Source organism: Leptospira wolbachii serovar Codice str. CDC, from assembly GCF_000332515.2.
In the GTDB taxonomy this organism is placed as follows: domain Bacteria; phylum Spirochaetota; class Leptospiria; order Leptospirales; family Leptospiraceae; genus Leptospira_A; species Leptospira_A wolbachii.
In genome coordinates, this window is sequence record NZ_AOGZ02000014.1 from 1,419,932 (window position 1) to 1,444,398 (window position 24,467).

25 protein-coding genes and 3 tRNA genes are annotated in these 24,467 nt (G+C 41.1%); 8 read left to right on the top strand and 20 right to left on the bottom strand.

Annotation, left to right across the window (positions count from 1 at the left end; genetic code table 11):
• Positions 1-2: 2 nt before the first annotated feature.
• From LEP1GSC195_RS12045 to LEP1GSC195_RS12080, 8 genes are all read right to left on the bottom strand, one after another.
• Positions 3-1,778: a methyl-accepting chemotaxis protein gene (locus LEP1GSC195_RS12045; RefSeq protein ID WP_015681973.1), complete on the bottom strand. Its 1,776-nt coding sequence runs from the start codon at positions 1,776-1,778 to the stop codon at positions 3-5.
• 100 nt (positions 1,779-1,878) lie between these two features.
• Positions 1,879-2,595, bottom strand: a complete 717-nt coding sequence (locus LEP1GSC195_RS12050; protein WP_015682305.1) for a phosphate signaling complex PhoU family protein — start codon at positions 2,593-2,595, stop codon at positions 1,879-1,881.
• A gap of 33 nt (positions 2,596-2,628) precedes the next feature.
• Positions 2,629-3,108 (bottom strand): chemotaxis protein CheW, encoded by a 480-nt coding sequence (locus LEP1GSC195_RS12055; RefSeq protein WP_002990913.1) that lies wholly within the window; start codon positions 3,106-3,108, stop codon positions 2,629-2,631.
• 29 nt (positions 3,109-3,137) lie between these two features.
• On the bottom strand, positions 3,138-3,875 hold the full coding sequence (locus tag LEP1GSC195_RS12060) for a hypothetical protein (protein ID WP_015681304.1): 738 nt from the start codon (positions 3,873-3,875) through the stop codon (positions 3,138-3,140).
• Between the two features lie 171 nt (positions 3,876-4,046).
• Entirely contained in the window at positions 4,047-5,117 is a 1,071-nt protein-coding gene (locus LEP1GSC195_RS12065) for a mannose-1-phosphate guanylyltransferase (RefSeq protein ID WP_015681886.1), read from the bottom strand.
• A 52-nt stretch (positions 5,118-5,169) separates the two neighbouring features.
• On the bottom strand, positions 5,170-5,421 hold the full coding sequence (gene hfq, locus LEP1GSC195_RS12070) for an RNA chaperone Hfq (protein ID WP_015681952.1): 252 nt from the start codon (positions 5,419-5,421) through the stop codon (positions 5,170-5,172).
• 21 nt (positions 5,422-5,442) lie between these two features.
• Positions 5,443-6,333 (bottom strand): tRNA (adenosine(37)-N6)-dimethylallyltransferase MiaA, encoded by an 891-nt coding sequence (miaA, locus tag LEP1GSC195_RS12075; RefSeq protein ID WP_015682635.1) that lies wholly within the window; start codon positions 6,331-6,333, stop codon positions 5,443-5,445.
• A complete protein-coding gene (locus LEP1GSC195_RS12080) occupies positions 6,330-6,836 on the bottom strand; it encodes an FYDLN acid domain-containing protein (protein ID WP_040506685.1) in 507 nt (168 codons plus the stop codon). Before LEP1GSC195_RS12080 ends, miaA begins: the two co-directional genes overlap by 4 nt.
• A 103-nt stretch (positions 6,837-6,939) precedes the next feature.
• Here LEP1GSC195_RS12080 and LEP1GSC195_RS12085 point away from each other — a divergent pair, with 103 nt between their 5' ends.
• On the top strand, positions 6,940-7,719 hold the full coding sequence (locus LEP1GSC195_RS12085; protein ID WP_040507132.1) for a pyridoxine 5'-phosphate synthase: 780 nt from the start codon (positions 6,940-6,942) through the stop codon (positions 7,717-7,719).
• Here LEP1GSC195_RS12085 and LEP1GSC195_RS12090 read toward each other — a convergent pair.
• Positions 7,688-8,689, bottom strand: a complete 1,002-nt coding sequence (locus tag LEP1GSC195_RS12090; RefSeq protein ID WP_040506686.1) for a tetratricopeptide repeat protein — start codon at positions 8,687-8,689, stop codon at positions 7,688-7,690. The genes LEP1GSC195_RS12085 and LEP1GSC195_RS12090 overlap by 32 nt on opposite strands.
• 112 nt (positions 8,690-8,801) lie before the next feature.
• Between LEP1GSC195_RS12090 and LEP1GSC195_RS12095 the strand changes: the two genes are divergently transcribed.
• Both LEP1GSC195_RS12095 and nadB read left to right on the top strand, forming a co-directional pair.
• Entirely contained in the window at positions 8,802-10,637 is a 1,836-nt protein-coding gene (locus LEP1GSC195_RS12095) for a S41 family peptidase (RefSeq protein ID WP_015681504.1), read from the top strand.
• A gap of 53 nt (positions 10,638-10,690) precedes the next feature.
• Positions 10,691-12,292: an L-aspartate oxidase gene (gene nadB, locus LEP1GSC195_RS12100; RefSeq protein WP_015681861.1), complete on the top strand. Its 1,602-nt coding sequence runs from the start codon at positions 10,691-10,693 to the stop codon at positions 12,290-12,292.
• 185 nt (positions 12,293-12,477) lie between these two features.
• Here the strand turns inward: nadB and LEP1GSC195_RS12105 are convergent, their stop codons facing one another.
• Positions 12,478-12,693, bottom strand: coding sequence for a hypothetical protein (locus LEP1GSC195_RS12105; protein ID WP_015682259.1), 216 nt, complete (start codon positions 12,691-12,693; stop codon positions 12,478-12,480).
• Positions 12,694-12,955: 262 nt separating this feature from the next.
• On the opposite strand from LEP1GSC195_RS12105, the gene LEP1GSC195_RS12115 reads away from it, so the two are divergent.
• Positions 12,956-14,074, top strand: a complete 1,119-nt coding sequence (locus LEP1GSC195_RS12115) for a tyrosine-type recombinase/integrase (RefSeq protein WP_015682140.1) — start codon at positions 12,956-12,958, stop codon at positions 14,072-14,074.
• A gap of 137 nt (positions 14,075-14,211) precedes the next feature.
• Complete coding sequence (locus LEP1GSC195_RS12120; RefSeq protein WP_040506688.1) at positions 14,212-15,105, top strand: hypothetical protein; 894 nt, start codon at positions 14,212-14,214, stop codon at positions 15,103-15,105.
• Between the two features lie 168 nt (positions 15,106-15,273).
• On the opposite strand, the gene LEP1GSC195_RS12125 is transcribed toward LEP1GSC195_RS12120, so the two are convergent.
• Positions 15,274-15,573: a DUF805 domain-containing protein gene (locus tag LEP1GSC195_RS12125; protein WP_015680810.1), complete on the bottom strand. Its 300-nt coding sequence runs from the start codon at positions 15,571-15,573 to the stop codon at positions 15,274-15,276.
• A gap of 105 nt (positions 15,574-15,678) precedes the next feature.
• Between LEP1GSC195_RS12125 and LEP1GSC195_RS12130 the strand changes: the two genes are divergently transcribed.
• A complete protein-coding gene (locus LEP1GSC195_RS12130; RefSeq protein WP_015681520.1) occupies positions 15,679-16,272 on the top strand; it encodes a DJ-1/PfpI family protein in 594 nt (197 codons plus the stop codon).
• 817 nt (positions 16,273-17,089) lie between these two features.
• Here the strand turns inward: LEP1GSC195_RS12130 and LEP1GSC195_RS12135 are convergent.
• From LEP1GSC195_RS12135 to sppA, 7 genes are all read right to left on the bottom strand, one after another.
• Positions 17,090-17,161: transfer RNA gene (locus tag LEP1GSC195_RS12135), tRNA-His, on the bottom strand.
• A gap of 16 nt (positions 17,162-17,177) precedes the next feature.
• Positions 17,178-17,251, bottom strand: a tRNA-Arg gene (locus tag LEP1GSC195_RS12140).
• Between the two features lie 17 nt (positions 17,252-17,268).
• Positions 17,269-17,340, bottom strand: a tRNA-Pro gene (locus LEP1GSC195_RS12145).
• A 59-nt stretch (positions 17,341-17,399) separates the two neighbouring features.
• Positions 17,400-18,071 (bottom strand): tetratricopeptide repeat protein, encoded by a 672-nt coding sequence (locus LEP1GSC195_RS12150; protein WP_015682307.1) that lies wholly within the window; start codon positions 18,069-18,071, stop codon positions 17,400-17,402.
• Positions 18,072-18,076: 5 nt separating this feature from the next.
• Entirely contained in the window at positions 18,077-18,817 is a 741-nt protein-coding gene (surE, locus tag LEP1GSC195_RS12155; RefSeq protein WP_015681667.1) for a 5'/3'-nucleotidase SurE, read from the bottom strand.
• On the bottom strand, positions 18,818-19,426 hold the full coding sequence (locus LEP1GSC195_RS12160; protein ID WP_015681257.1) for a hypothetical protein: 609 nt from the start codon (positions 19,424-19,426) through the stop codon (positions 18,818-18,820).
• On the bottom strand, positions 19,423-20,388 hold the full coding sequence (sppA, locus tag LEP1GSC195_RS12165) for a signal peptide peptidase SppA (protein WP_015680653.1): 966 nt from the start codon (positions 20,386-20,388) through the stop codon (positions 19,423-19,425). Before sppA ends, LEP1GSC195_RS12160 begins: the two co-directional genes overlap by 4 nt.
• 174 nt (positions 20,389-20,562) lie before the next feature.
• Here sppA and LEP1GSC195_RS12170 point away from each other — a divergent pair, with 174 nt between their 5' ends.
• Both LEP1GSC195_RS12170 and LEP1GSC195_RS12175 read left to right on the top strand, forming a co-directional pair.
• Entirely contained in the window at positions 20,563-21,081 is a 519-nt protein-coding gene (locus tag LEP1GSC195_RS12170) for an LIC10415 family protein (protein ID WP_015682701.1), read from the top strand.
• Positions 21,082-22,452: an APC family permease gene (locus tag LEP1GSC195_RS12175; RefSeq protein WP_015682049.1), complete on the top strand. Its 1,371-nt coding sequence runs from the start codon at positions 21,082-21,084 to the stop codon at positions 22,450-22,452.
• A gap of 88 nt (positions 22,453-22,540) precedes the next feature.
• Here the strand turns inward: LEP1GSC195_RS12175 and LEP1GSC195_RS12180 are convergent, their stop codons facing one another.
• Both LEP1GSC195_RS12180 and LEP1GSC195_RS12185 read right to left on the bottom strand, forming a co-directional pair.
• Positions 22,541-24,013 (bottom strand): potassium/proton antiporter, encoded by a 1,473-nt coding sequence (locus tag LEP1GSC195_RS12180; protein ID WP_015680512.1) that lies wholly within the window; start codon positions 24,011-24,013, stop codon positions 22,541-22,543.
• Between the two features lie 27 nt (positions 24,014-24,040).
• Positions 24,041-24,436, bottom strand: coding sequence for a hypothetical protein (locus LEP1GSC195_RS12185; RefSeq protein WP_015681037.1), 396 nt, complete (start codon positions 24,434-24,436; stop codon positions 24,041-24,043).
• Positions 24,437-24,467: the final 31 nt, after the last annotated feature.

Here is a 24,467-nt window from a genome sequence, read left to right on the forward strand (position 1 = left end):
AATTAAAGTTTAAATAACGATAATTCGCGATTTAACTCTAAAATCAAGGAATTTAACTCCGCAGAAGATTTGGCCGTTTTTTCAGACATCATTGACAATTTTGCTGTATCGTTTGCTAGGTGATGGACAGAAGAACTCATTTCTTCATTCACTTTTTTTTGCTCTTCCGTCGCAGCGGAAACTGAACTGGACCTGTCCACAATATTCTCTGATTGTTTTCGAATCTCTTCTACTTCTGCAATTTGCTCCAAATTCGCTTCATTGACTTTGTCTATACTTGTAATGATATCAACAACACTCTCTGATAAATATTTAAATGTTTCATTTGCGGACTTTACCGATTCTACAGAAAGAGTGGTTGATGCCGATACACGTTTGATCAGCTCCGAAATTGTTTTTGTAGAGGAAGCCGTCCTTTCTGCCAACTTTCCCACCTCGGAAGCAACAACCGCAAATCCCCTTCCCATATCCCCGGCTCTAGCCGCTTCAATAGAGGCATTTAACGCAAGTAAGTTGACTTGTTCAGAAATCTCTTTGATGATTGCCAAAATTTTCCCAATTTCAATCGCATTTTTATCAACTTCCTCAATACTTTCAATGGTGGTAACAATCGATTTTGCACTTTTTGTTACTTCAGTTTCTACTGAATCGGCTTTCTCTTTCGCGTGTAGTGAAATTTCTTTTAGACTCGATGACAAAGTAAAGAGATTGATTATGGATTCATTCGTGGATGCAGTTAGTTTTTTTTGCTCCAATGCATCCGAATAAATTCCATTGATAGAAGATCCATTTTCTTCCAATGCGGCAGCAACTTCCCCTAAGGAAGCAGCTTGGATTTGTGAATGTTCAGCAGAATCTCCGGATAAAATTTCTAAATTTTTTGCTTCTTCCTCAATTTTTATCGAATGATTGGTAATGGATGTAATCAATCGATTTAACTTTATTTTTGCATCATTTAAATAATTAGAAATCAATCCAATTTCATTGCGTGTTTGGTTTGTTTTTATATCAGAACGTAAGTCACCATCTGAAAATGCTTTTAACATTGAAGAAACATCGCGAATGGTTGCAGAAGTATTTCCTGTTAAATTCCAAATAACAAAAAACAGAAATGCAATCATAGTAAGGATAAAAAAAGTTAATCCAATACAAATAGTCTCTAAATGATTTTGATCTACTTGTGACCGAAACTGAGAGTAAACATAAAAAGCAAATATAAAGTATCCAATCACAAATGTGGAAAAAATGGGAAATAGTAAATTTGCAAACAAACTAAGCGGTGGCAAATGCAATCGATGATAAACTTCATAAAGTTTCTTTTCTGTGAACACATAAAATATAGAAGAAATCGCCATAGCGAGTATAATCCCAAGAATAATAAAAAACACAACCTCACCATAGCTTTTTACCAAACCATATTGATAAGCAAGGATCATCGTAAGAATTGGTCCACCCACATTGGTAGATAGAATATTCAATGCTCCCGATTTTGAGAATCCTCGAATGAAGTTTAACTCTTTTTCTGTGTAGATAATTCCTTCGGGACGTCGCATCTGTTTTCGAAATTTCAGATTCTTAAAAAAGAATAAAACTGCATGGAGCCCGATGATCGGCGGAGCTAAATAAATCAATATTTTTAGAATGGATTCAAAATTTTCTAATCCAAAGAGAAGGAACATTCCTACAAAAAAAATGAAAGGATCCAAATTCGTGATGAGTAGATAAGATACCATAAATCCAGAAGGCTTACGATTCGGGTTTGTTCCATGTTTGATCATTGAAAAGGAATTTTACACTCGTTCCTTTACAGTTGTCAATTTATTTTGTTTCAGAATGTTCGGATTGGAAAAAAAGGTGGTTAAACTTTAAACTATATGTTTAAGGAAAATGGGAGGCTTTTGTTTTGACGTTTTCTAAATGGCGAATGTCTTTACCCGTGTTGAGTCGAACCAATTCCTCAGCTACGTTTACTGCATAATCGCCTAACCGCTCCAAGGCGAGAATAATACGATACACATCCGCAAATTCTTGTTTTTCCATATCGGGGACACAACGGTATTTATGAAATGCTTGGTCACAAAGGGCATTCAATTCATCTTCTAATGTATTCACACTTCCCATAAATCTCTCTTTCTCTTCGACAAGAGATTCAATGGCCATTCCTGCAAGCGTAGTCACTCTCGATAAAATAAGAGTCATGGGTTCTTCGTTTTTAAAAAGACCTTTGCGGATAGTTTTGTGGCGAAAGACATCAGCACAGTTGACCACTTGGTCTCCCATCCGTTCCATGTTCCTTGTAATCCGAATGGCAGAGAGTGCAAACCGGAGTGGGTCTTTTTTTAAAACGATGTCGTTGTCTACATCACCCATACCAAGAATATTGCGGTTGCTCACAGCTTCCAAAATCGCATTCTGGGACAGGTTGTCATTTTCCTTTTCCAAATCATCAATGAGATCATCTCGTTCGACGATTCGTTCTGCTTGTGCGTAATCATCATCTTCCAAGGCTTCACTTAAAAGGATCACCTGTTCCAAAACAAGTTCTGCCATGGAATACAAATTTTTTCTTAGGTAATAAAACTTTGAAATGATCATACCTGATAATTGGGAATGAGGACCTATCGAAAGTTAGACGGTTGCCAACTCGGTAACTTCTTCCACAGTGAGAATTTTTTCAATATCGATCAGGATAATGAACCGATTGTCTTTTTTACCAACACCAGTAATGTACCTAGATGATATCCCTTTGACCGACGGCGGAGGTGGATCTACTTGGTTTGCGGGAAAATGCACTACGTGAGAAACTTTATCCACAATCACACCAATGGATTTGCCAGAGACATTGATGACAATGGCGCGGTCCGCGGCAGCATCCGTGATATTTTTAATGTTAAGACGTTTTGCCAGGTCAATCATCCGAACAACTTTGCCCCGAATGTCCATAATCCCTGCGAAGAAACTTTTGGACTGCGGAACACGGATTAGGTTAGTGATTTTGACAATTTCTTCGACTATGGTGATGGGAATCGCATATTCTTCATCGCCCAAATTGAATATAATGTACTGCTCATGAATGAATTGGTTTGCGGATGATGTTTCTTTTGCCATATAACTTTTCTACAATTTTAGCCTACGCCCTAGAAGTAGACGTAGCCGTTGTAAAAAAAATATGAACCGAAACTCAGAAATGACAACACTTTTGTCATTAAGACAGAACGTTTTCTCACAAGAAAATCCAGAAGGCCTGCGGTCATACCTAGGATTCCCAGAGTCAGTCCTAATACGACATAATCATAGTATAGGTAGTAAACCAAACATCCAAATCCGACACCCATGAAGATATCTTGTAAATCTCCCCAGACACGCCTTTTAAAACGTAACCAGAGCGATCCTCGGGCCTCCCTTGCCTCGCGTCTTTCCCTTCTCCAACGTTGGAACCGCGTTTCACGGACAATCCCAAAAATGGAATCATAACGCGTGGAAGGAAAGAGTGCCGATTCCAAAGAAAATCTTTGGGAACGACCTTTCTCTTGAGCATCAGGTACAAAGGGGGGGTAAATTTCGTACGCCCCGCCAATACATGCAAGCATGTCTTTATCGGGGAGGGTACTGAAGTATTCGCGAAAGGGCCAAACCTTTCGAAAGACGGGATAGGGGCGACCAGAAGTAATATCCTTCTCAGCCTGTACGGTTCCGTTTTTCACGGTGGCACCATACATACGACCCTTCTCTTCTTTGATTTCGACAGCTAAACGAACGAGGCGTTCGTGAAAGTTGAACTCTGCCTCCAGGACATCCCCGAGAGGTGTTTCCATGGTAAAGGCTCGAATGAAACCGGGTGTGCGGGGTTTCTGTTTCCTCCAGACTTGTTTCATAACAAATCTATCGGAGGAAAAAGAAAGTCACTGAAGAAAGATTATTTCTTCTTTTTGTGTCTGTTGGCTCTGCGTTTTTTCTTACGTTTGTGGGTTGCGATTTTTCTACGCTTTCTCTTTTTTCCGGAAGGCATTCCTTCCTCCTTATATCAAGCCTGTTCTGTCAAAATTCTAGTCGAGGTACTTTTGTAAAACTTTATTTTTCCGCATAGTGGATAACATAGCCTTGATATCCCCTACACCATCGCGAGAAGTCACAAGAAGGACATCTGGTTCTTCCACAACGATGAGATCCTTGACTCCAAGAAACGCAATGAGTTCCTTCTGAACGGATGAAATATTCCCCGATGCTTTGTGATAGAGAACTTCTTTTCCTTGGTGGTGGTTCTTTTCTTTATCCCCCGGAAGGATCCTTTCCAAAGACATCCAAGATCCCACATCATCCCAATTGAAAGTGGCTTCCACCATTCGAATCCGATTGGATTTTTCCATTATGGCTGTATCGATCGCTTCTGAGGGAAGCATTTGGAAGGCGGTTTTTAGATCTCCAAAACTCTTAAACGGAAACCCATTTTTTAAAGGATTCAGAATGTGTGGTGCATGACGTTCGAGTTCCGAAAGAATGGTTTCTGTGCGAAAAAGGAAAATCCCTGGATTCCAATAAAAATTCTTCTTCTTTATGTATTTTAAGGCAGTTTTGAAATCGGGTTTCTCAAAAAAAGCTTTTACGGTATAACCTACGTCAGTTGGTTTCCCCGTGCTGATATAACCATACCCTACTTCGGGACGGTTGGGTTTCACACCAAGTAGAACCATTCCATTTTCTGTCTCGTATAGGGCCTGTTCTATGGTCTTTGTAAATTCCTTGATGGGATCAATAAAAGCATCTGCAGATAAAACGATGAGATTGGGATTTCCAAATTTTTTCTGAAAGTAGAGGGCCGAAAGGGCAATGATAGGGGCAGTGTTTTTGCCTTCTGGTTCCAAGATGAAATTTGTAGAAGGGAATTTTGGATCTTTTTTTAGAATCTCTGTTTTTAGGTTGGCGTTGGTTCCAATATAAATTCGGTCTAAAGTTGTGATGGTGAGAGCACGGTCAATGGTCTCACGAAGAAGAGTTTTGTTCGAATAAACTTTCTGAAGTTGTTTCGGAGAATTGGTGCGGGAGCGAGGCCAGAACCTCTCTCCCTTTCCACCAGCCATAATGAGGACAACCGGGGATTCTTTAGGTAATTTTGCCATAGGGTTTGGAACCAGAATTTAGCAAAGCAAACAGAGGAAAACCAGAAAAGAGTTAGACCCCTCCCGCTTCTTTCGGCGCATCTTCACTATGAAGTTTGATGGGTTTTGCTGGGATGATGGTGGAAATGGCATGTTTGTACACCAAATTCTGTTTACTCTCGTTTTCTAAGATGATTGTGAAGTTGTCAAAACTGACAACCTTTCCTTTCAGCGGAACTCCGTTTAACAAGTAAATGGTGAGATCGATTTTCTCCTTTCTTGCTGTATTTAGAAGTTGGTCTTGGATATTATTTTTTGCCGACATTGGAAATCCCGAGTGTTTTCTCTATATTTTATCTATATTTGTATACAGTTGGACAGCGGCTTCGAAGGAAATGGGCGAAAGTAACGGATCTTTTTTGAACCAAGTGATCTGTCGTTTCGCATAATTCCTGTGGCTTTGGGCCAGCTGCTCAATGAATGTATTACTGTCTATGATTCCATTTAAGAAAGCAAGCGCAAAATTGTAACCTAAGGTTCGTAGGCCCGGGCAGTCCGATCCATATTTTAAAACCACTTCTTTTGTCTCCGCTAACATACCCGTGGTGATCTGTTTCACTCGTTCATTAATCCTGCTGTAGAGAACATCGCGTGGCCAATCCAACCAATGCCCAATCACTTGGACATCTGGATAATCGCTTAAATATCCACCCACAGTTTCTTTCGAAACATCAGACCACAAAACTCCAGTGAGTACAACTTCCAAAGCTCGTTTGATTCGGTAACCATCTTGCGGTGACAATGATTCCATTGCCTTCGGATCTTTTGCCGATAACTCTTCTCTTGCCATATCCAAAGGAAGTTCCAAAACATAGTCTTTGGTTTCCTTGGGTACATTTGGTACGGGATACATCCCCATAAGAAAAGCTCGGAGGTAAAATCCAGTGCCACCAATTAGAAAAGGAATTTTTCCACGGGCTACGATGTCTTTTATGGCCTCTCTTGCCCAGAGGGAAAATTGACTCGCATTGACAGACTTGTTTGCATTCAAAATACCAACAAGCCAATGGCGGATGTAGGAGGACTCTTCGTGAGTGGGTGCCGTTGTGCCTACCGGAAGGTCCCGGTAGACTTGGCGGGAGTCAAAAGAAACAATTTCGAAACGTTTGGGGTCTAGGGCTTGGGTGAGTGCAGTTTTTCCGGAACCGGTGGGTCCACCAAGGACGGGGAGGATCACACCTCTTCCTCGGCTGCGACCTCCTCTTCTTCGGCCTCTTCCAACTCTTCCGTTTCTTCTAAGAGTTCATCATCTTCTAAAACTGGCTCTTCCTCTTCTTCCACTTCATATTCAGAACTGCGGATAGCCGCCATTCGTGATTTGATGGCAGGTTTTGCCAATTGGTCTGCCCCACATTTCGGGCATTTTTTTTCCGGTTTGTGCAAATCATAAAACTTGGTACCGCAAGAGTAACAATTGAACTTTTTGCCCAAAGGGTAGTTGGGATCAATCTTTACAGCTGGCGCCTTAGCCACTGGGGCCGGTTTGTCCTTAGTGGCAGCTTGTGCTGTTTTCGGGGCCGGTAAGGCTTTCGCCTTCGTAGCGGGTATTTTAGCTCCGGCTACGGGCTTTTTTTTATCTTCCTTCGGGGAAGCGGACTTTGCGTCCTTGGTTGGTTTTTCTTTGGCTACCGCTTTTTTCTTGGGCGGGGCCTGCTTCTTGACTGCTTTTTTTGCGACCATAAACGTACTTTTGACAGTTTTGGAAATCCCCTCAAAGGGACAACCTTTTTGAAATTGGACGGTTTTCTCCTGGATGAAATTTAATGAAAAGTTTTTTTTTCCTATGACCCAATTAAGTGTCAATGTCAACAAGATCGCCACTCTACGTAATTCTCGTGGCGGATCCATTCCTAGTGTCATTCAAATTTCTGAGATCATTCTAAATGCCGGTGCTTACGGCATTACCATCCATCCCAGAGAGGATGAAAGGCATATCACCAAACAAGATGTATTCGAAATACGAGAGTTTTTAGAATCTTACAACGAAAATTTATCCAAAAAGGGATTTCCTAAAAAAGAATTCAATATCGAAGGCGAACCAAGCGAACGATTTTTGGACCTAGTCCTTGCAGCAAGGCCCGACCAAGCCACTCTCGTTCCCGTGAAACCAGGAGAAATCACCTCAGACCATGGATTTGATTTGAAAGACAAAACAGTGTTCCAAACTCTAAAGTCCCTGGTCCAAAGGTTCCATGCAGAAGGAATTCGGGTCTCTTTGTTTATGGAAACCAACTTCGAACAGTACCCATTGGTCAAAGAACTAGGGGCCGACCGAATTGAGTTGTATACGGGACCTTTTGCTTATGCTTACGAAAGGTCGCCGGAAGAGGGTTTAATCAGTTTCAAAGAGTATGAAACCGCAGCCAAAGAGGCCCACAAACTAGGATTAGGTGTGAATGCAGGACACGATTTGGATACAAACAATTTGCAACTCTTTGCCAAACTTCCCCATTTAGCTGAGGTTTCGATTGGTCACAGGCTTGTGAGCCAAAGCCTGATCGTAGGAATGGAGACTACTATAAAGGATTATCTCAAAGTTCTTTCGCTAGGGAACGGAGTTTAGAATACTGAGGGTCTTGTTCCAGAAGTAATTTGGCTGCTCTTTCTAATGCCAAAGCGAGTTGACCCTCTAGTTTACCTTTTCGTTTGGCCTGTTGGATCTCGGATAAAAAACTACGAATGGCTTCCCTGCCTTGTGATTCATTTCCCGAAAGGGAAGCAAGTTTCAATTTTCTCCAAGCATCTGTGATGGGTGCCCCCGGCTTTGTAGTTGTTTGTGGTGCGACTCCGTTATCGGTACCGAGCGACGCATTCGCTGTGACCACTCCGGCACTGGCACCCGCAGCCTGTCCTGCTTCCCCACGATGGTAACTGGCGGTATCCCAAATCTTAGAAAAAGGATCCGATTTCATCTGGTCGGCATAAAGACGTTCTTTATAAGAAAGGGAAGAAAGTCGGATTTCTTTTTGGATTCGAAATTTGTCTGCATCACTCAAACGTTGGAAACAATCGGAAAGGACTCCGCGACGCAAACTTTCTTTTGTGAGAATCCCACGTTCTGCTAAGAATTGAAAGGATTCAGACACTGGTGGTTTGTTTTCCTTACAAAGTTTTTGTGTTTCTGTAAAAACTGCTAAAACCTCGCCATCTCGAGAATGGGCTTTAAGATCAGCTAGATTTCCCGACTTTTCGGCAGAAATTCGTAACATATTTTTGTAAAGACTATCGTTTGGATTTTTTTCTAGAGCCTTTCTAAAAGCAGTATAACTCTCCGCATAATTGCCTCTGTGGTATTCCAGTAGTCCCCAAGTGTAACATAAATATCCATCGTCTGTATCCCGCGTTCGGCAAACGTATCTTAGTCGAGACATAGCCTCTTCTCTGGACTCGGAGGACTCCCATACGTCAAGCAGCACCTCTTCCAAAAAGATGAGGGTTTCCAAACTGTACGGATCCCGGGTTGGGTTCTTCTGAGGATCTGTTGTACAAAACCCAAGGGAAAGAGCGAAAATCAGGACAACGAATAGACGCATCACACCGTCTATGATATACGTGTGTCCTGGATTTGTCCCGATTTTTTTTGAGTTGCATGGACTGGAAAATCGGAAATTCTTAGGATAATCTATCCACTTTACGAGCGATCCCTTGAAACGAATTGTTTACCTACTTTCCTTTTTCACCCTACTCAGCTTTGCCCTTCCTGTAGGTTTTATCTCCTGCGAACCGGAAGCCAAAAAAGCTCCTAACCGCGTAACCAATTTTACTTACCAAGACTTCGAAACCGTGGTCAAATCTGTGGATAAGTTCTATATTGATAAAAATATCAATAAAAACCGAGCTTTCACTGATGCGGCATCCTTTGCCGTTCTCAGTATGCCTCACCCACTCTATATTTACCCAGAAAGTTATTTCGCTGAAAGGGAAAAATACGATGACAAAGACGATCTTTGGCCGGGGAAAACTTTTAAGATCTCCCCTTCCGATAAATTCGTGTTATTCGATCCTGACTATGTTCTCGTAGAAAAAATTCAAAAAGAAAAATTGAAGAAAAACGAAAACAGAAAACTTTCAGACGCAGAAGTTAAAAAACTCATCGAAAAAGAAAAACTGAAAAAATCTGTCATCGCTGCAAAATGGGAAGAAATTAATTTCTCACGTAAAGAATTTGATCGAGTGATCTCTTACGTTCAAGACAATTTAGAAACTTACAAAACACCTGTCCTCAAAGGTCTTGTGGAACTTGATGGCGAACTTCCGGAAGAAGAAGAAAAGAAAGAATTCAGCATGGAACAAGTGTTTCTTGCCGCTGCCAACGGTTATTTGAATTCTTTGGATCCACATTCTAATGTTTTCTTAAAAGAGATGTGGGAAGAGTCCATGGCTAAAATTAGCGATGGTTCCTTTGAAGGAATTGGCGCGATTTTATCGGGTGGTGGTAGTCGTGAAGTCGTAGTAGAAAATCCATTGGAAGGAAGCCCTGCAGTGAAAGCAGGAATTCGAAGTGGAGACACAATCGTTGCTGTGGATGGTAAGGTGATCAAAAACCTAACACTAGATAAAGTGGTTAAAAAAATCAAAGGACCAAAAGCAACGAAAGTGGTTCTTACCATCACAAGAAAGGGCAATACAGGAAAAACGGACATCGAAGTGATCCGTGATAAAATTACGATAAAAAACGTAACTCATCATATCGTAAAAGAAAATCCCCAAGTTGGTTATATCAAACTCACAGGATTTGTAAAACCAGGTCCAGGCGAAGCCCCTATCGACACACAAATTGCGAATGCCGTTGTGGAGATGGAACAAGAAGCCAAAGACAGTGGCAAACCACTCAAAGCTTTGATCTTAGACTTACGTGGAAACTCCGGTGGGTATTTGGATTTAGCCATTGATATTACCGACATGTTTATCGAAAAAGGGATGATTGTATTCACAAGAACTCCATTTCGAAGTGATGAAGAAAAATATGCAAAAAACAAAGACATCACAAAACTTCCATTAGTTGTGATGATCAATTCTAAATCGGCTTCTGCTTCTGAAATTGTAGCCAGTGCCATCCAACACCATGGTCGTGGAATTTTACTCGGGGAAAGAACTTTCGGAAAAGCAACTGTTCAAAGTTTAAACAACCTAGAAAACAACCCTGATTATTTACTCAAAATCACCAATGCAAGATACTACTCACCATCTGGAAAAACCATCCAAGTTGTAGGAGTTTCTCCTGATATTGAAGTTTCGGAAGAACCAGACGGTGGATTCCCATTCCGTTACCGTGAAGAAGATATGTGGAACCACCTTCCTCTCATTCCGCACGAAGGTGTTGTGAAATCCAAGTTCAATGTAAATGCGATCAAAGAGTATGCGAAGAAAAATGGAAAGGCTGATGCCTTCTTAAAATCACATGCCAATGATGCCATCAAACCAGACTATATGCTCATCAGAAGTTTGGATTACATTGAAGGGATGTTGAATACAAAATAATTCCGTAGCCCGAAAGGGGACAGGATTTGGCTTAAGGTAGAATTGGAAACCATGTGACTCGAATTAAATCGGATTTTTTGATCATTGGAAGCGGAGTGAGTGGACTCTTTACCGCACTAAAGTTGGCTCCGCTGGGATCCGTAGTCGTTGTCACCAAAAAGGCAGACTACGAATCCAATACTAATTATGCCCAAGGTGGAATAGCTTCTGTTTTTGATGACAAGGATAAGTTTGAAGAACATATCAAAGACACCTTGGAATCGGGAGCAGGTCTTTGTGATTTGGAAGCTGTGCGTGTGCTTGTGGAAGAAGGACCCACTCGGGTTCGAGAACTACTGGACCTAGGAGTTCCTTTTACCAGAAACCAAACCGGGGAATTAGACCTTGCCCGCGAAGGTGGACATAGCAAAAACCGAATCATCCACTCTCTAGATAGAACAGGGAGTGCCGTAGAACAGTCGCTACTCGACCATGTTCATGCCAACCAAAACATTCGTATTTTAGAGAACCATGCTTGTGTGGATCTTATCACCAAACACCATTTAAAGGATAAAGACAATCTTCCCCTTCGGTGTTATGGTGCTTATATTGTGGATACAGAAACGGGAGAGGTTTTTCCTGTACTTGCCAAAAAAACCATATTAGCAACGGGTGGGGCAGGCCAAGTCTATCTGCACACAACAAACCCGAACATTGCGACTGGTGATGGTGTGGCGAGTGCTTATAGGGCTGGTGCGATTGTCAAAAATATGGAATTTTATCAATTCCATCCCACTTCCCTTTTTCATGAACAGGGAAATAGTTTTTTAATTTCGGAAGCAGTCCGTGGCCATGGTGGCATCTTACGAGAGATAGGTGGTAGACCTTTCATGAAGGACTACCATACATTGGGAGAGCTGGCCCCAAGAGACATTGTGGCTCGTGCCATTGACGATACGATGAAAAAAAGAGGAGAACCTCATGTCCTCCTGGATATTACCCATAGGCCGGCAAACGATATCATCAGCCACTTTCCCTCCATCTATGAACGTTGCAAAAAATTGGGAATTGATATCACAACAGATCCCATCCCAGTAGTACCCGCTGCCCACTATATGTGCGGAGGTGTGGCTACAGACTTACTCGGAAGGACAAACATTGCCGACTTGTACGCTTGCGGGGAAACCACTTGCACCGGGGTACATGGCGGGAACCGATTGGCATCCAATAGTCTACTCGAATGCCTTGTATTTTCACACCGCATAGCAGGTGATATTCGTTCTCAAGGGAACCTTAGTTATTCCTCGGAAACGGACCTCATTCCTGATTGGAACAAAGAAGGAACGACAAATACAGAAGAATGGGTTCTTATCTCTCATGATTTGGTAGAAATCAAAACGATTATGAGTAATTATGTGGGGATAGTTCGCTCCGATATGCGTTTGGAGAGAGCCCTTCGCCGATTGAAATTGATTTCTGAAGAAGTGAAAGACTATTACAACAGAACCACGGTGTCTCTTGGATTACTGGAACTTCGAAACCTAGTGAAAGTGGCAGAACTCATTGTTCGGTCGGCACTACTCCGGAAGGAAAGTCGCGGGCTTCATTTTAATACGGACTATCCAGAAGACAGATCTCCATCTCGCCAAGATACCATTCTTTCTCACAAACTTTAACAAAAACCAAATGTTATGCGCCAGGGACCCTAGCGGAAATCCTTTCTCGGAAGAGAAAGATTGAAGCGGAGGGCCCGGTCCTTTTTCAATTCAATAACTATAAAAAAAGGAATTGGAGGCGCCCACATAACATAAGTTTTCTGGAGGATAAAAAATTTCGTTTACCAAATTTCACCAAACAATCATTAACCTCTGAGCCCAAGAATGGTATAAACAATTCCTAGAATGATGGGAAGGAGGGAATAACTGAAGACATGAATGAAGTATCCGCGTTTTTCTCCCCATTTCTGTTTCATTGGTTCTAGTTTCCAAAAAAATCCTGGTTTGTAGATGCGGAGGATGTAAGTGGTCGTTCCGTAGAGAATAAAAAATACGCCGAGGCCCACAGTGATTAGGTTCATAAGTCTCCTTGATTCTGTAAGGTTATGTAAGAATGCGAACTTTCCAAGAAAAAAAACTTTGATGAGAAGATTTGGGTATCGGATTTGGTGTAGGTGTGATAGAGGGAAACCATTGGGCGGCGGGTCTAGTTCCCCACCCTAGTCAGGGCGGGGATACTAGATTCGCAAGAACATCCCCTCCCCCAAAAAAAATTCAAAAAATCAAGAACCACACAGCAAAGAATCAACCTAATAAACTTACCAATGTAAGGTTAGGTGTTCTATGATCAAATTTCGTTACTCTCCCGAAGACAATCGTTTCTATTTACGATTTCACTTTTCAAAAACTCTTGTTTCCATTGCGAAATCCATACCCAAGGGATGTTACCATTCCATCGACCAATGTTGGTCTTATCCGAATGATCCCATAATCATAAAACAAGTATTACATGCTTTTGCAGTCCATGACATTAGAATTCTTCCTAAAGAAATTCCCAAACAATGCGGAATATTAGATGATTTTTTTAAAGCAACGAGAGAACGTAATTTTTCGTTTCGCACAACAAAAACATACTACTCTAATATAATTCAACTCTTGGCCTTCACAGAAAAACTTCCCGTTAACGTCAAAACTAGTGATTTAGACAAATATCTGGACCACCTCGTAACTGAGCGTGGTGTAAAAGCCGCAAGCGTTAGGTCAGCAAGGCAAGCTTTTATCTTCTATTTTCGCGAAGTCAGACAACAATTCACACAATTAAAATTTCCCCGGATGATGATCGGATCCAAACTACCCGAGGTTTTATCTGCAGAAGAAACAAGTTCCATATTCAATGCACTTCCCAATAGAAAACATAAAATGTTACTTCTGATCAGTTACTCCTCTGGTTTGCGAGTGAGTGAAGTCATTCATTTAAAAATAACAGACATTGACTTAAAGAGAAATATGGTTCGAGTGGGACAAGGCAAAGGAAAAAAAGATCGGTATACGATCCTTGCCTCTTCTCTCATTGAAGAGCTGAAAGAATATCTGAAAGTAAGAGAATACAATTTACTTTTAAAACACAGTTATAACGAAGTGCGTGCCAATCCTTGGTTGTTTCCAGGTTCTGGCAGTCGCCCTCTACACATCCGAACCGCTGAGGCCATCTTTACAAACGCGGCCAAAAAAGCAAACATCGGGAAAAAGGTAAGTTTCCATAGTTTGCGGCATGCCTTCGCCACACATTTGTTAGAGCTTGGAACCGACCTACGAATGATCCAAACATTACTCGGACACGCAAGTGTCCGAACCACTCAAATTTATACCAAAGTAGCAAGAAGTCGGTTAGAAAACATTGTAAGCCCCTTAGATAGAATTCCATCCGCAAAAGAAAACACTAAGTTACTACCAGATAAATAAAATCAAAATTAATCCTTTATCAATTAATTCCAAATCGGTCATCAAACAAACACCAAACACTTCCTAACAATTGGTTGACGAAATCTAAACTTCAGTCATCTTACCATCCGTCCCATCCCATAAGTTAGATGATCCAAATGAAACAAAAACTCCTTTTATCTACATTGACCCTACTGTTTTTTTCTACAAATGTTTTTGCTCAACTAAAACCTGAGTTAGAAAACGAATGGATCCAATCCAAAAGCCTTGGGCCGATAATTGAGGGAACTTCCATTCGTTGGAATTTTTTCGCAGATGTAAAAGTGGACAATCTGGAAAGTATCCATGGTTACGAAGTCAAAGGTTCACAAAAAACAAAACAAATTTCAGAAACATCCAAAATAACAAAAGGAAATCTATCTTTATCTAGCCAACCTCTAACAGAAAAAGATTATCTTTGGATTTATGAATTGGGAAACACAAGTCTCTTTTTTACATTCGAAATCACAAACAATAAGGCTGAAAAAAAAGTTTTGAATGTCCCCATCAACTTTTCAGAAAAAACTAAAGAAACTCTTCGACTGGTTATGGAAAAAAATCTGAACATCAAAAAAGAAACTACCAAGGTCCCTTTCTATCGTAACCTTGATGGAAGGCGTTGGTATGTGGGAAATTCCGGCGAAAACGAAGAACAAGTATTAATCGAGATGATACCCGATGGAACTAAAATAGAAACATGGACTGAAATCTATCGGTTAAATCTCTTAAAGACCATTGGATCAGACAATCGAGCCACTTTTATGAACGCAGTCAAAGAGGGCCTCTCTGAAAACTGTTCCTCTTTAAAATTTAATATCATCTCAGAATCATCAAAAGAAATTTTCTATGAATGGTCACATGACGGTTGTAATGGTTGGCCAGCATCAACAGAAATCTCTCGTATGGTGACAGGCCCATCCCACTCAACCATGTTTACCTTTGCCTATAAGGATGGAAAACTTCCAAAAGACTTACGTGAAATTTATCTGACTATTCTGGAAAAAGAAAAATAGCAGTTTTGTGCGTTCCCCATTTGATCCATGATTCAAAATCAGTTTCAAAAGGGCCGGGTCACTCCGGGGTGCGCTTCCGCTCCCGTCACCAACCATCTAACGATGGTAGGTGACCAAGCCCTACGTCCCCCTAACGCTTAAAGGGAAATTAAGTTTCGCAATTCAATCCTAACTTTTTCCTTTTTGTGCCCAGAAAAAAATAAGCACTAAAACTCCAATCCCAGTAATCCCAATCAATTGCCACCATCCACTCCTACCTGTATCATGCAAACGCCTTGCCCCCACACTCAAACTTGGCAAAAGTACAGCTAAGGAAAATACTCCTCCGATAATTGGTAAAATCATGTTGAGGACCGCACTGATGATAATGCAGAAAACAATCCACCACCAGAATTCTGGCCTTTTCGCATTGCCGCTAAAATCAGCATACTTTTGTAAACATACTTTGATCGCATCTTGAAATGACATATAGTTTTTACCTTCCAGTGAATTACTAAATTTGTTTCGTCACAAACGAGGCATATTAGAAATTAATTATTTATAATGTAAAGTAAAAAAAGGAAAAATCATCTTATGTTGCAAATAGGAATTCTTATATTCCCTGAAGTGGAAGTGTTGGACTTTGCTGGTCCCTTTGAAGTGTTTTCTCTCGCAGAAACTAACGACCGTAAGAAAATTTGTCAGGTATTCCTTGTTGGAGAGAACCTATCTCCAGTCTCGGCAAGGAATGGATTGATGGTTTTACCTAACTTTGATTACACAAATTGCCCTCCTATGGATATACTCATTGTTCCAGGAGGCTACGGCGCAGAAAAATTAGAGATTAAAAATCAAACAACCCTTAGTTGGATCAAAGCTAAATACTTAAAAGTTAAGCATTTGGTCTCTATTTGTACAGGCGTATTTCTATTAGCAGAAATTGGACTTTTAGATGGTTTGGAAGTGACCACTCATTGGATGGACATAGATACTCTAAAGAAAAGCTATCCTTCGTTAGATGTAAAGGAAAAAGTTAGATATACTGATAACGGAAAAATTCTAACCTCCGGCGGAATCTCCTCCGGGATTCATTTAAGTTTTTATCTTCTTCAAAAACGATTCGGACTGGAGGTGGCGACACGAACAGCCAAACGTATGGAGTATGATTGGATTCCGGAAGAAAGATGATAGGAAAGGATATTCATTCGACGAGTTCGATGTAACCCCGAATATCACAACAATCTAGACTTTAAAAAATATTCATTTATGTTCCTTTGGTGTCAAACGACCCGAACATAAAGCCAACGATCATGCTATCGTATAACATGATGTGGTGGGACCTCTAGTTCGCTATCTACATTAAAAGATATTCACAAAGTCAAAACTAGGTTCTTATTAAACTTTTCATTTATACCAATTTCCCTAATGAATTCGATTCCTTTCCTCAACATGGCTGGGCCGCCGAACAGCATACACGGATGGATGCGTGCGAGAGCTCTGGCCATGGAGGGCCAGGCGAACGCGAGGCGCCCCAGCCGTGTTGAGGAAAGTATATTCGTTGAAGGGGTGGCGATTGGTGGGTTCGAATGAAACCTATGAGGTAACTTGCAACGCATAGCAGAATGATTCGATGACAACGGGATATCGCCTTCCGCGGTTCTCCCATCCAGGTCGAACTCGCTCCAGGCCGTCTTTTGCGAGCACTCGCACTTCCTGTGCTCGGTCGTTCTCGCTTAACGGAAAAAATGCAAGGTGTCTTGCATTTTTATCCTACTCGAACTCTATCACAAAATCGTTCGAATCCCAATCCTTAGGTTCTTATTAAACTTTTCATTTATACCAATTTCCCCAATGAATTCGAGTTCTTTCTTAGAAATGGCATGGACGCCGCACAGCATCCACGGATGGATGCGGGCGGGAGCTCTGGCCATGGAGGGCCAGGCGAACGCAAGGCGTCCATGCCATTTCTAAGAAAGTGTAAACGTTGAAGGGGGAAATATAAATGGGTGGATGACGGGATTCGAACCCGCGACGACTGGTACCACAAACCAGGGCTCTACCGCTGAACTACATCCACCATTTCTAAAACATCTTGACCCGGGAGGGATTCGAACCCCCGACCAACTGCTTAGAAGGCAGTTGCTCTATCCAGCTGAGCTACCGGGTCGGATAGAACCAACTGATTCGGGATGACAGGATTTGAACCTGCGACCCTCTGTACCCAAAACAGATGCGCTACCACTGCGCTACATCCCGAGAAAGTCCTTGAAACACCAGTGTTTTTGGCAGAAGGACTGTGTCAACAAAAGGGAGATTTATTTCTTCAGGTTCTTCAATCTTTCTAAGAGAACGGGATGGTTTGGGTTCTTTTGCAAGGCTTTGCGGTAGGCCTTCCAAGCTTCTTCTGGTTTTCCGATGGTTTGGAGAAAATAACCAAAAGAATCCAGATAAGCCGGGTTATTGGGATCAAGTTCCAATGCTTTTTTTAAGGATTTGATGGCTTCTGTGCGTTCTTCAGGGCTGATTTTTTTCTTTAGAGCGAGTAAATAACCCAAAGAGTTGAGGCTGTTTTTGTAATCGGGAGTGTGTTTTAAGATGCGGCGGTGGATTTCAATGGCCTCTTCCAACCGATGGGTATACTCATAAACATGGGCCAAAAAAGAAAGAAGTTTGGGGTCATCGACTGCCACCTGCAACCGTTCTTTGATAATGGATTCGGCAGTTTCCCAATCTTTTAGTTCCACGAGGGCGAATACTTTCAGTCGGTAAACATTATCGACTTCGATAAAACCGGGATATTCTTCAAGAATCCGATCCAAAACCTGAATTGATTTTTTGAAGTTTTTGGTCTGGAAACAACAGAGTGCAAAATTATACAAAAGAATGGGGTCTTCTGGATTTTGGAGTAAGGCCTGATCCAAAAGATTCAGTGCCATGGCATAATTGCCTTTATTCATGTAACCGAGGTAGTCTGTCTCTTCTGCCATTGTTTCTACTTGGATTGTAATTCCGAAAGTCGTCTTTTTTCTGTTAAGTCCAATTGGATAGGAGTGACCGGCAACTTTCCTTGGTCGTATGCTTCAAAGTCTGTTCCCGTTTCTTCATCGTGTCCGAGTAAACTTCCGTTTAACTGAAATTCGCTGACCCCTTCGATGATTTGTTTTTTCTCATACTTTTCTGAATAACGCCTACGACCAAGCCTTGTAAATACGATTTCGTTTATCGTGCCTGAACCAGAAATCTCAGGGGGAAAGTTTAGATTCCAAACTTCACCCGATTGGATTTGTGATTTGTATTTTGATAAAAAAGATAAAACAAGTTCTGCTTCCTTTGTATAACCATCATCTGGATCAATCCTACCAGAACTCACAGCAAGTGCCGGAATTCCATGGAGGGCTCCATGTTTGGCGGCACCTACTGTTCCCGAATAGTGCACATCATATCCCATGTTCACACCACGGTTAATCCCAGAGATGACAAAGTCAATTTTAGGAAAGATCTCTGCATACAATCCAATGTTCACACAATCCGCTGGAAATCCATCGGCAATATAATGATTGTCATTGATTCGTTCCACTCGCATCCCCTGGAAGACAGTGAGAGCCATAGAAGTCACAGAACGTTCCTTTAAAGGAGCAATGAGGTATGTGTTATATGATTTTCCAAGGACACGTTCCAAAGCTTTGATTCCGGCGGAGGAAATTCCGTCGTCATTTGTGATGAGTAAATTCAATTAAAAACCACCTGAGATCGATTGGAGAATACTGGTAGCAGTATACAAATTCATAAGGAATGGAAATAGAATAGTAAGTCCCAGTGCGTAAAAAGAAAACTTGAGCGAGTCGCGATTTCTTAATTCATAAATGGATTTGAGTCCACGTGACACAGCCAAACTATAAAGTAAAATAAATGTGATTAGTAAAAATAGTCCCGACCCCAATCCCGAAAGTCCCACAGCATGAAAGACAATACTGACTGGTGCAAATAACAAAAACAAAACAACCGAATGCCTTGCAAACAGTAACAAAAATAGGAGTTTTTGCGATCTCCCTTTTTTTTGAACATAGTAGTCAGCGACTAATGCATAAAAGAAAGGGAAAAATCGAAACATAAATAAATTGGCAATAAAACCAAAAAATAAAAATGACAAAGTGGAAATGGTATATGGTGCCGAAAGGATACTCATCCCCACTGACAAAGATAAGGCGGAAAGGATCGAAAACATCCAACTGGATACGGGACTTGCCGCAAAGGGGATCTCTTGGACCTCTTCCGAATACCGAAGTGGGTCCAAAAAAACAAGTTCCAACACATCAACTAAATCGAAGAAAAAATCTCTCATAACATCAATTTTCCAAGAGCTGTTGGTAGAATTACTAATACTTGTGATTGGATGAGAGAACGAATTTTGGATACGTGCGTATTGTCTCCAAAAAAACTGACACCCAAAGTTTGCAAAAATCGATCGAAGGGAGAAATCTCTTGTTCAAAAAGAGGAATAAGTCCTTCATATTGGCAAAGCTCCGAAAGTTTTTTATGAGCTTCCCTTCTTCCTCCAATGTCATCCACAAGTTTGTTGCGGAAAGCATCTTCACCAGAATAAATTTTACCTTCTGCCAACTCTTCGATAGATTTAACGGTTTTGTTTCTTCCTTTGGCTACATCTTCCACAAACTTGCGATAGGTGTCTTGTAACTGTTTACCAATCATTTCATCTTCTTCATTGGTGGAGTCACGAAACGGAGAATACATATCTTTGTATTTTCCTGCTTTATAAGTGCGAACCCCCACCCCATACCGGTCGAGAAGACCTTTTACGTTAGGTGCAAAGGAAATGACACCAATGGATCCAGTGATGGTTCCATTCTGGGCAAAGATATAATCAGAAGCGGCTGCAATGTAGTAACCACCGGATGCGGCTACATCCTTCATACTCACCACAATCTTTTTGGTTTTTCGCAAATGAAGGAGTTCATTAAAAATTTCTTGGGAAGCGGCCACCGTCCCACCGGGAGAATTGATCTCAAGAAGGATCCCTTTGACATTGCCGTCTTCTTCGAGTTCCCTTAATTGGCGTAAGACGGTGTCGGCTCCCGTAGAATCAAAAGTAGACTCACCGGAGTGGATTTCACCTACGATCGGTATGACGACGGCTCCAATTTCACTGGCTTGGAAAAGACTGCCACCGGTTCCACTTGAGAAACGGGCAAGGCTTGATCCAGATACCAAGATGGCAATTCCGAGAATTGTGGCAATTGTGGAGAACAAAAAGGAGAGAAAGAGAAGAAATTGGTTTCTTTCCATAAACTCCCACAAGCAAAACCTTGCAAAAACCCGAGTCAACTTTAATAATTCTTTACTTTTTTTTAGAAAAAGTTTATTTTCCTTGTACGGGCTAACCGAAAATTAGACAGGTAGTCACAGGATTTGTGTCCAGGCACCGCCGAGACATAAGGCCTTTACCAAGGAAGGTAGGACATGGATGTTCGTCTCAATCGTCTCCTCAACTCAGCAGAAAAACTAGTCCAGGACAAAAAGGACACGAAAGATGTCGGTTCTGGAAAAACAGGAACCACAGTACAAAAGTCAGATGAAAAATCCGACTTCGTTGTCAGCCTTCCTGTTCAGTACCACAATATCCAATCACGACTCACAGAACTGCAAAAACAACTTTCTAAGGAACAATCTCGGATTGGTCTTTTGGAAGACACCACTCAAGAAGAAAACAAACTCAAAGAACTTCTTTTTGAAGGGGAACCACTATTCCCAGAGTTAGGTGAAGGGAAATTCACAAAGCCAGAAATTTTAGAAAATAGCAAAGGTAATATCTCAAGCCTTCTTGCAGAACTTAAGAAAAAAGAAGTAGAGGGAGAAAATATCTTCTCACTGGGAATGATGTTAAGTCCCGAAGAGTTCAAAGGTAAAATTGGAACTGTATCCACGGCTTCGATGAAACCAATTTCTGAAACCATGGTAAAACGACTTCTTGGCGGTTAATTGGAATTAAAACGTTCCCTCAATACTTTTGATTCCATTTCGGTCCTATTCTCCTCCATGGTGGGGTCGGGAATTTTTTTCACTTCTGGTTATCTCATCAAAGAAACAGGAAACCTTTGGATTGTTTTACTCTGTTGGCTTGTCGGCGGAGTTCTTGCTCTCTCTGGTTCCATCACTTATGCTTATGCGGCACGCCTCCTTCCCTTTGCTGGAGGAGATTATGTTTATCTAAAAGTTGCCTACTCACCTGCCATTGCCTTTATGAGTGGTTGGTCTTCTCTACTCACAAATTTCTCGGCCTGTGTTTCAGTCCTCGCACTTGCTTTTGGAAAGTATGTACAAATTTTATTTCCAGGCATTCCGGTTTGGGAATCTCCCACCTTCACCTTTCTCGGGTTAGACTTACAAATTAGTTCCATTACATTTATTGGAGTATTGCCAATCGTATTTTTTAGCGGACCCAATTACTTCGGAATCAAATCTGCGGTTCGTGTGCAGAATGTATTTGCTGTTTTAAAAATTACGGGACTCCTTCTCTTTTTGGCACTTGGATTTTCGATCGGAAATACCAACTGGTCTTATCTATGGAACTCCCCATTTCCTAACGTCATGGAGCTCTCATTTTATTCTAAGGTTTTGATTGGGATTGTGCCAGTTTCCTTCTCTTATTTGGGATGGAATATGATTACCTACATCGCAGAAGAAGTGAAAAACCCTGAGAAAACCATTGTTCGTTCTGCCATCACCGCTTGTTTTCTTGTAGCCGGTTTGTATTTTGCTATCAATTTACTTTTTGTGATTTCTGCTCCGATTGAAGACCTGGCAGGCCAAGATGGGATTGGTGCCATCGCCTTTCAAAAGTTATTTGGTGTGAATTATTCGATCCTTACCACGAGTTTCATTGCTTGGGTGATTTTAGGATCTATGTCGGCCATCCTCATTGGAGGAAGTCGAGTTTACTTTGCTATGGCTAGAGATGGAGTGTTTATCCCTTCTTTTTCCAAAATCCATCCCAAATGGCATAGCCCCTATGTTTCTATTTTCTTTCAGGCTTTTGTGGCCATTCTCTTTTTGTTTGTGAAAGAAATTGAAGCACTTCTTTATATGATTACTTGTTCGATTCTGATTTTGTCTTGCCTAACAGCAGCCACTCCGTTTCGGTTTGAAAGGATGGGAATGAAATCCGATTACAAAATTCCCTTGTATCCTTTGCCCATTTTTCTTTATATCTTAGCAAACATTGCCGTAATGACCATTCTCTTTATTGAAAAACCGATCACTGCGGGATGGGGACTTATGATCACTCTCATTGCCCTTCCTGTATATTACGGATTTCGCTTGGATAAAAAGATAGTCAAAGTAAAGAATTAAAATCTGAAACAATCTTAGATTTAAAAAACTCAAACTTTAGTTTTTACTTTTGAGATGATACTAAGATTGTATTTTGTGATAAAAAACTTCAGGCAATGGCCATAAAAGTTCTGCCGATGATAGGCATCACATCGTCTTTGGCCAACACCCAGACCACATCCCCACCCTTCACTTGTGTGTTCCCAGAAGGAATTAAAAACTGTTCCCCCCGTGCAATGAGAAGGATATGTGACTGCTCTGGAAGTTTGATTTCAAACAAAGCTTTGTCCACCACACTGGAATTATAAGGAACAATTAACTCTTGTAAGGTCATTCCAGGGAATTCGATGTTATCAAAGTCAGTAGGATGATAAATTTTACGATCAGGATCTTTTTTTAAGATTCCCAACCACTGTGCCACTTTGGGGATGAGAGATCCTTGGATGAGTAAGGAAACAAGAACCACAAAAAATACAATATGGAAAAGTAAATCGCCCCAAACGAGACCTTGGGCTATCGGAAAGGTGGCAAGAATAATGGGTGAGGCACCACGTAGGCCCACCCAAGAGATAAACAATTTTTCTCTTACAGGTAAATTCACACGGAATAAGGAAATGAAAACGGCAACGGGTCTTGCAAAGAGGATCAGTAATACCCCAATCAGAAGTCCCGGTACCCAAATATTGGCCATACGAGTGGGATAAACCAAAAGTCCAAAACAAAGGAACATACCAATTTGCAAAATCCAAACATATCCATTCAGGAATCGAAAGATGGATTTTTTATGAATGAATTTGTTTCGACCAACAATAATACCAGCAATATACACTGCTAAAAAACCATTGCCCTGAAAGACTGTGGTCACTGCATAAATGAAGGGAACTGACGCCGTGATAAAAACTAAATAAAGACCGTCATACCCCAGTTTGACGGAGTTCATCAAATAAAGAATAAGGATACCCAAACTATATCCCATCATCATGCCCACAAGGACTTGCATCACAAAAAATCGAAAGAATTGGAACCCACTGAAACTGGCATCGGCACTGAGTAGGTTCATGAAGATGGTGGTAAGAAGAACTCCCACTGCATCGTTTGATCCAGACTCAAACTCAATGATCTTTTTTAAATGAACAGGAAGATCAGTAGAGTCCGTTTTGAAAATATTAAATACTGAAGCTGCATCTGTCGCACTGACAATGGATCCGAGTAAAAACGATTCCATAAATCCGAGCACAGGGAATAAATAATGAATGACTACACCTAAAATGAGGGCCGTAAGAATCGTACCAATAATGGAAAGGCGAATCCCGACTGTAAGAAAGTTTTTTAAACTATCCCATTCACTTTCGAGTCCCCCCAAAAATAGAATATAGATTAAAGCAAAAATTCCTATCGACTGAGCCAAACTATAATCACTAAAATCAATCCCACCAGGACCATCAGCACCAGCTAACATTCCGAAGGTTAAAAAGATTAAGAGAATAGGAAACCCAAAACGAAAGAATAGTTTACTCGATAAAATAGAAAATAGAATGAGTGTAGAAATAACAAGGGCTTGTAAGGTAAAACTATCTATCATGTTTATTCCTTAGACGATCTCGAACGACTATCGTTTAGAAGAAAGTATCTCTAAAGCCTTTGCTTTTAGGATGGGATGTACTACAAAGTCATCAGGATTGAGTGGAGTGGATGGTTTGGAGTCAGACGAATTCATTTGGTTTGCCGATTCAGGTTGTTTCCACTTATCGCGACCGAGCCAAATAGAGAGAGCATAGACCATACGTTGGAAAATTTCGTCCACCTTGTCTTGACGCCCTGCTTTTTTGTAATATCCAAAGGCCAACATGGGAAGTTTCCGATCGTACATAAAATGGTCACCCAAACGAATGAGGCCGTCTTTATAATCGGTTTTTAGGAAGAGTTCACGCGCTTTCCGAATATCACCTGCATTGAAGGCGGTATTAGCTTCGCGAATGAGTTGTGCTCTTTCCTTGGAGTCCATACAAAGAGTATCGAACCAAATTCCGAAATTG

Bases quoted from the DNA above. Each gene is read 5' to 3' on its own strand.
- LEP1GSC195_RS12045 (WP_015681973.1), bottom strand. From the start codon at position 1,778: ATGATCAAACATGGAACAAACCCGAATCGTAAGCCTTCTGGATTTATG.
- LEP1GSC195_RS12050 (WP_015682305.1), bottom strand. From the start codon at position 2,595: ATGATCATTTCAAAGTTTTATTACCTAAGAAAAAATTTGTATTCCATG.
- LEP1GSC195_RS12055 (WP_002990913.1), bottom strand. From the start codon at position 3,108: ATGGCAAAAGAAACATCATCCGCAAACCAATTCATTCATGAGCAGTAC.
- LEP1GSC195_RS12060 (WP_015681304.1), bottom strand. From the start codon at position 3,875: ATGAAACAAGTCTGGAGGAAACAGAAACCCCGCACACCCGGTTTCATT.
- LEP1GSC195_RS12065 (WP_015681886.1), bottom strand. From the start codon at position 5,117: ATGGCAAAATTACCTAAAGAATCCCCGGTTGTCCTCATTATGGCTGGT.
- hfq (WP_015681952.1), bottom strand. From the start codon at position 5,421: ATGTCGGCAAAAAATAATATCCAAGACCAACTTCTAAATACAGCAAGA.
- LEP1GSC195_RS12080 (WP_040506685.1), bottom strand. From the start codon at position 6,836: ATGGTCGCAAAAAAAGCAGTCAAGAAGCAGGCCCCGCCCAAGAAAAAA.
- LEP1GSC195_RS12085 (WP_040507132.1), top strand. From the start codon at position 6,940: ATGACCCAATTAAGTGTCAATGTCAACAAGATCGCCACTCTACGTAAT.
- LEP1GSC195_RS12090 (WP_040506686.1), bottom strand. From the start codon at position 8,689: ATGCGTCTATTCGTTGTCCTGATTTTCGCTCTTTCCCTTGGGTTTTGT.
- LEP1GSC195_RS12105 (WP_015682259.1), bottom strand. From the start codon at position 12,693: ATGAACCTAATCACTGTGGGCCTCGGCGTATTTTTTATTCTCTACGGA.
- LEP1GSC195_RS12115 (WP_015682140.1), top strand. From the start codon at position 12,956: ATGATCAAATTTCGTTACTCTCCCGAAGACAATCGTTTCTATTTACGA.
- LEP1GSC195_RS12120 (WP_040506688.1), top strand. From the start codon at position 14,212: ATGAAACAAAAACTCCTTTTATCTACATTGACCCTACTGTTTTTTTCT.
- LEP1GSC195_RS12125 (WP_015680810.1), bottom strand. From the start codon at position 15,573: ATGTCATTTCAAGATGCGATCAAAGTATGTTTACAAAAGTATGCTGAT.
- LEP1GSC195_RS12130 (WP_015681520.1), top strand. From the start codon at position 15,679: ATGTTGCAAATAGGAATTCTTATATTCCCTGAAGTGGAAGTGTTGGAC.
- LEP1GSC195_RS12150 (WP_015682307.1), bottom strand. From the start codon at position 18,071: ATGGCAGAAGAGACAGACTACCTCGGTTACATGAATAAAGGCAATTAT.
- LEP1GSC195_RS12160 (WP_015681257.1), bottom strand. From the start codon at position 19,426: ATGAGAGATTTTTTCTTCGATTTAGTTGATGTGTTGGAACTTGTTTTT.
- sppA (WP_015680653.1), bottom strand. From the start codon at position 20,388: ATGGAAAGAAACCAATTTCTTCTCTTTCTCTCCTTTTTGTTCTCCACA.
- LEP1GSC195_RS12170 (WP_015682701.1), top strand. From the start codon at position 20,563: ATGGATGTTCGTCTCAATCGTCTCCTCAACTCAGCAGAAAAACTAGTC.
- LEP1GSC195_RS12180 (WP_015680512.1), bottom strand. From the start codon at position 24,013: ATGATAGATAGTTTTACCTTACAAGCCCTTGTTATTTCTACACTCATT.
- LEP1GSC195_RS12185 (WP_015681037.1), bottom strand. From the start codon at position 24,436: ATGGACTCCAAGGAAAGAGCACAACTCATTCGCGAAGCTAATACCGCC.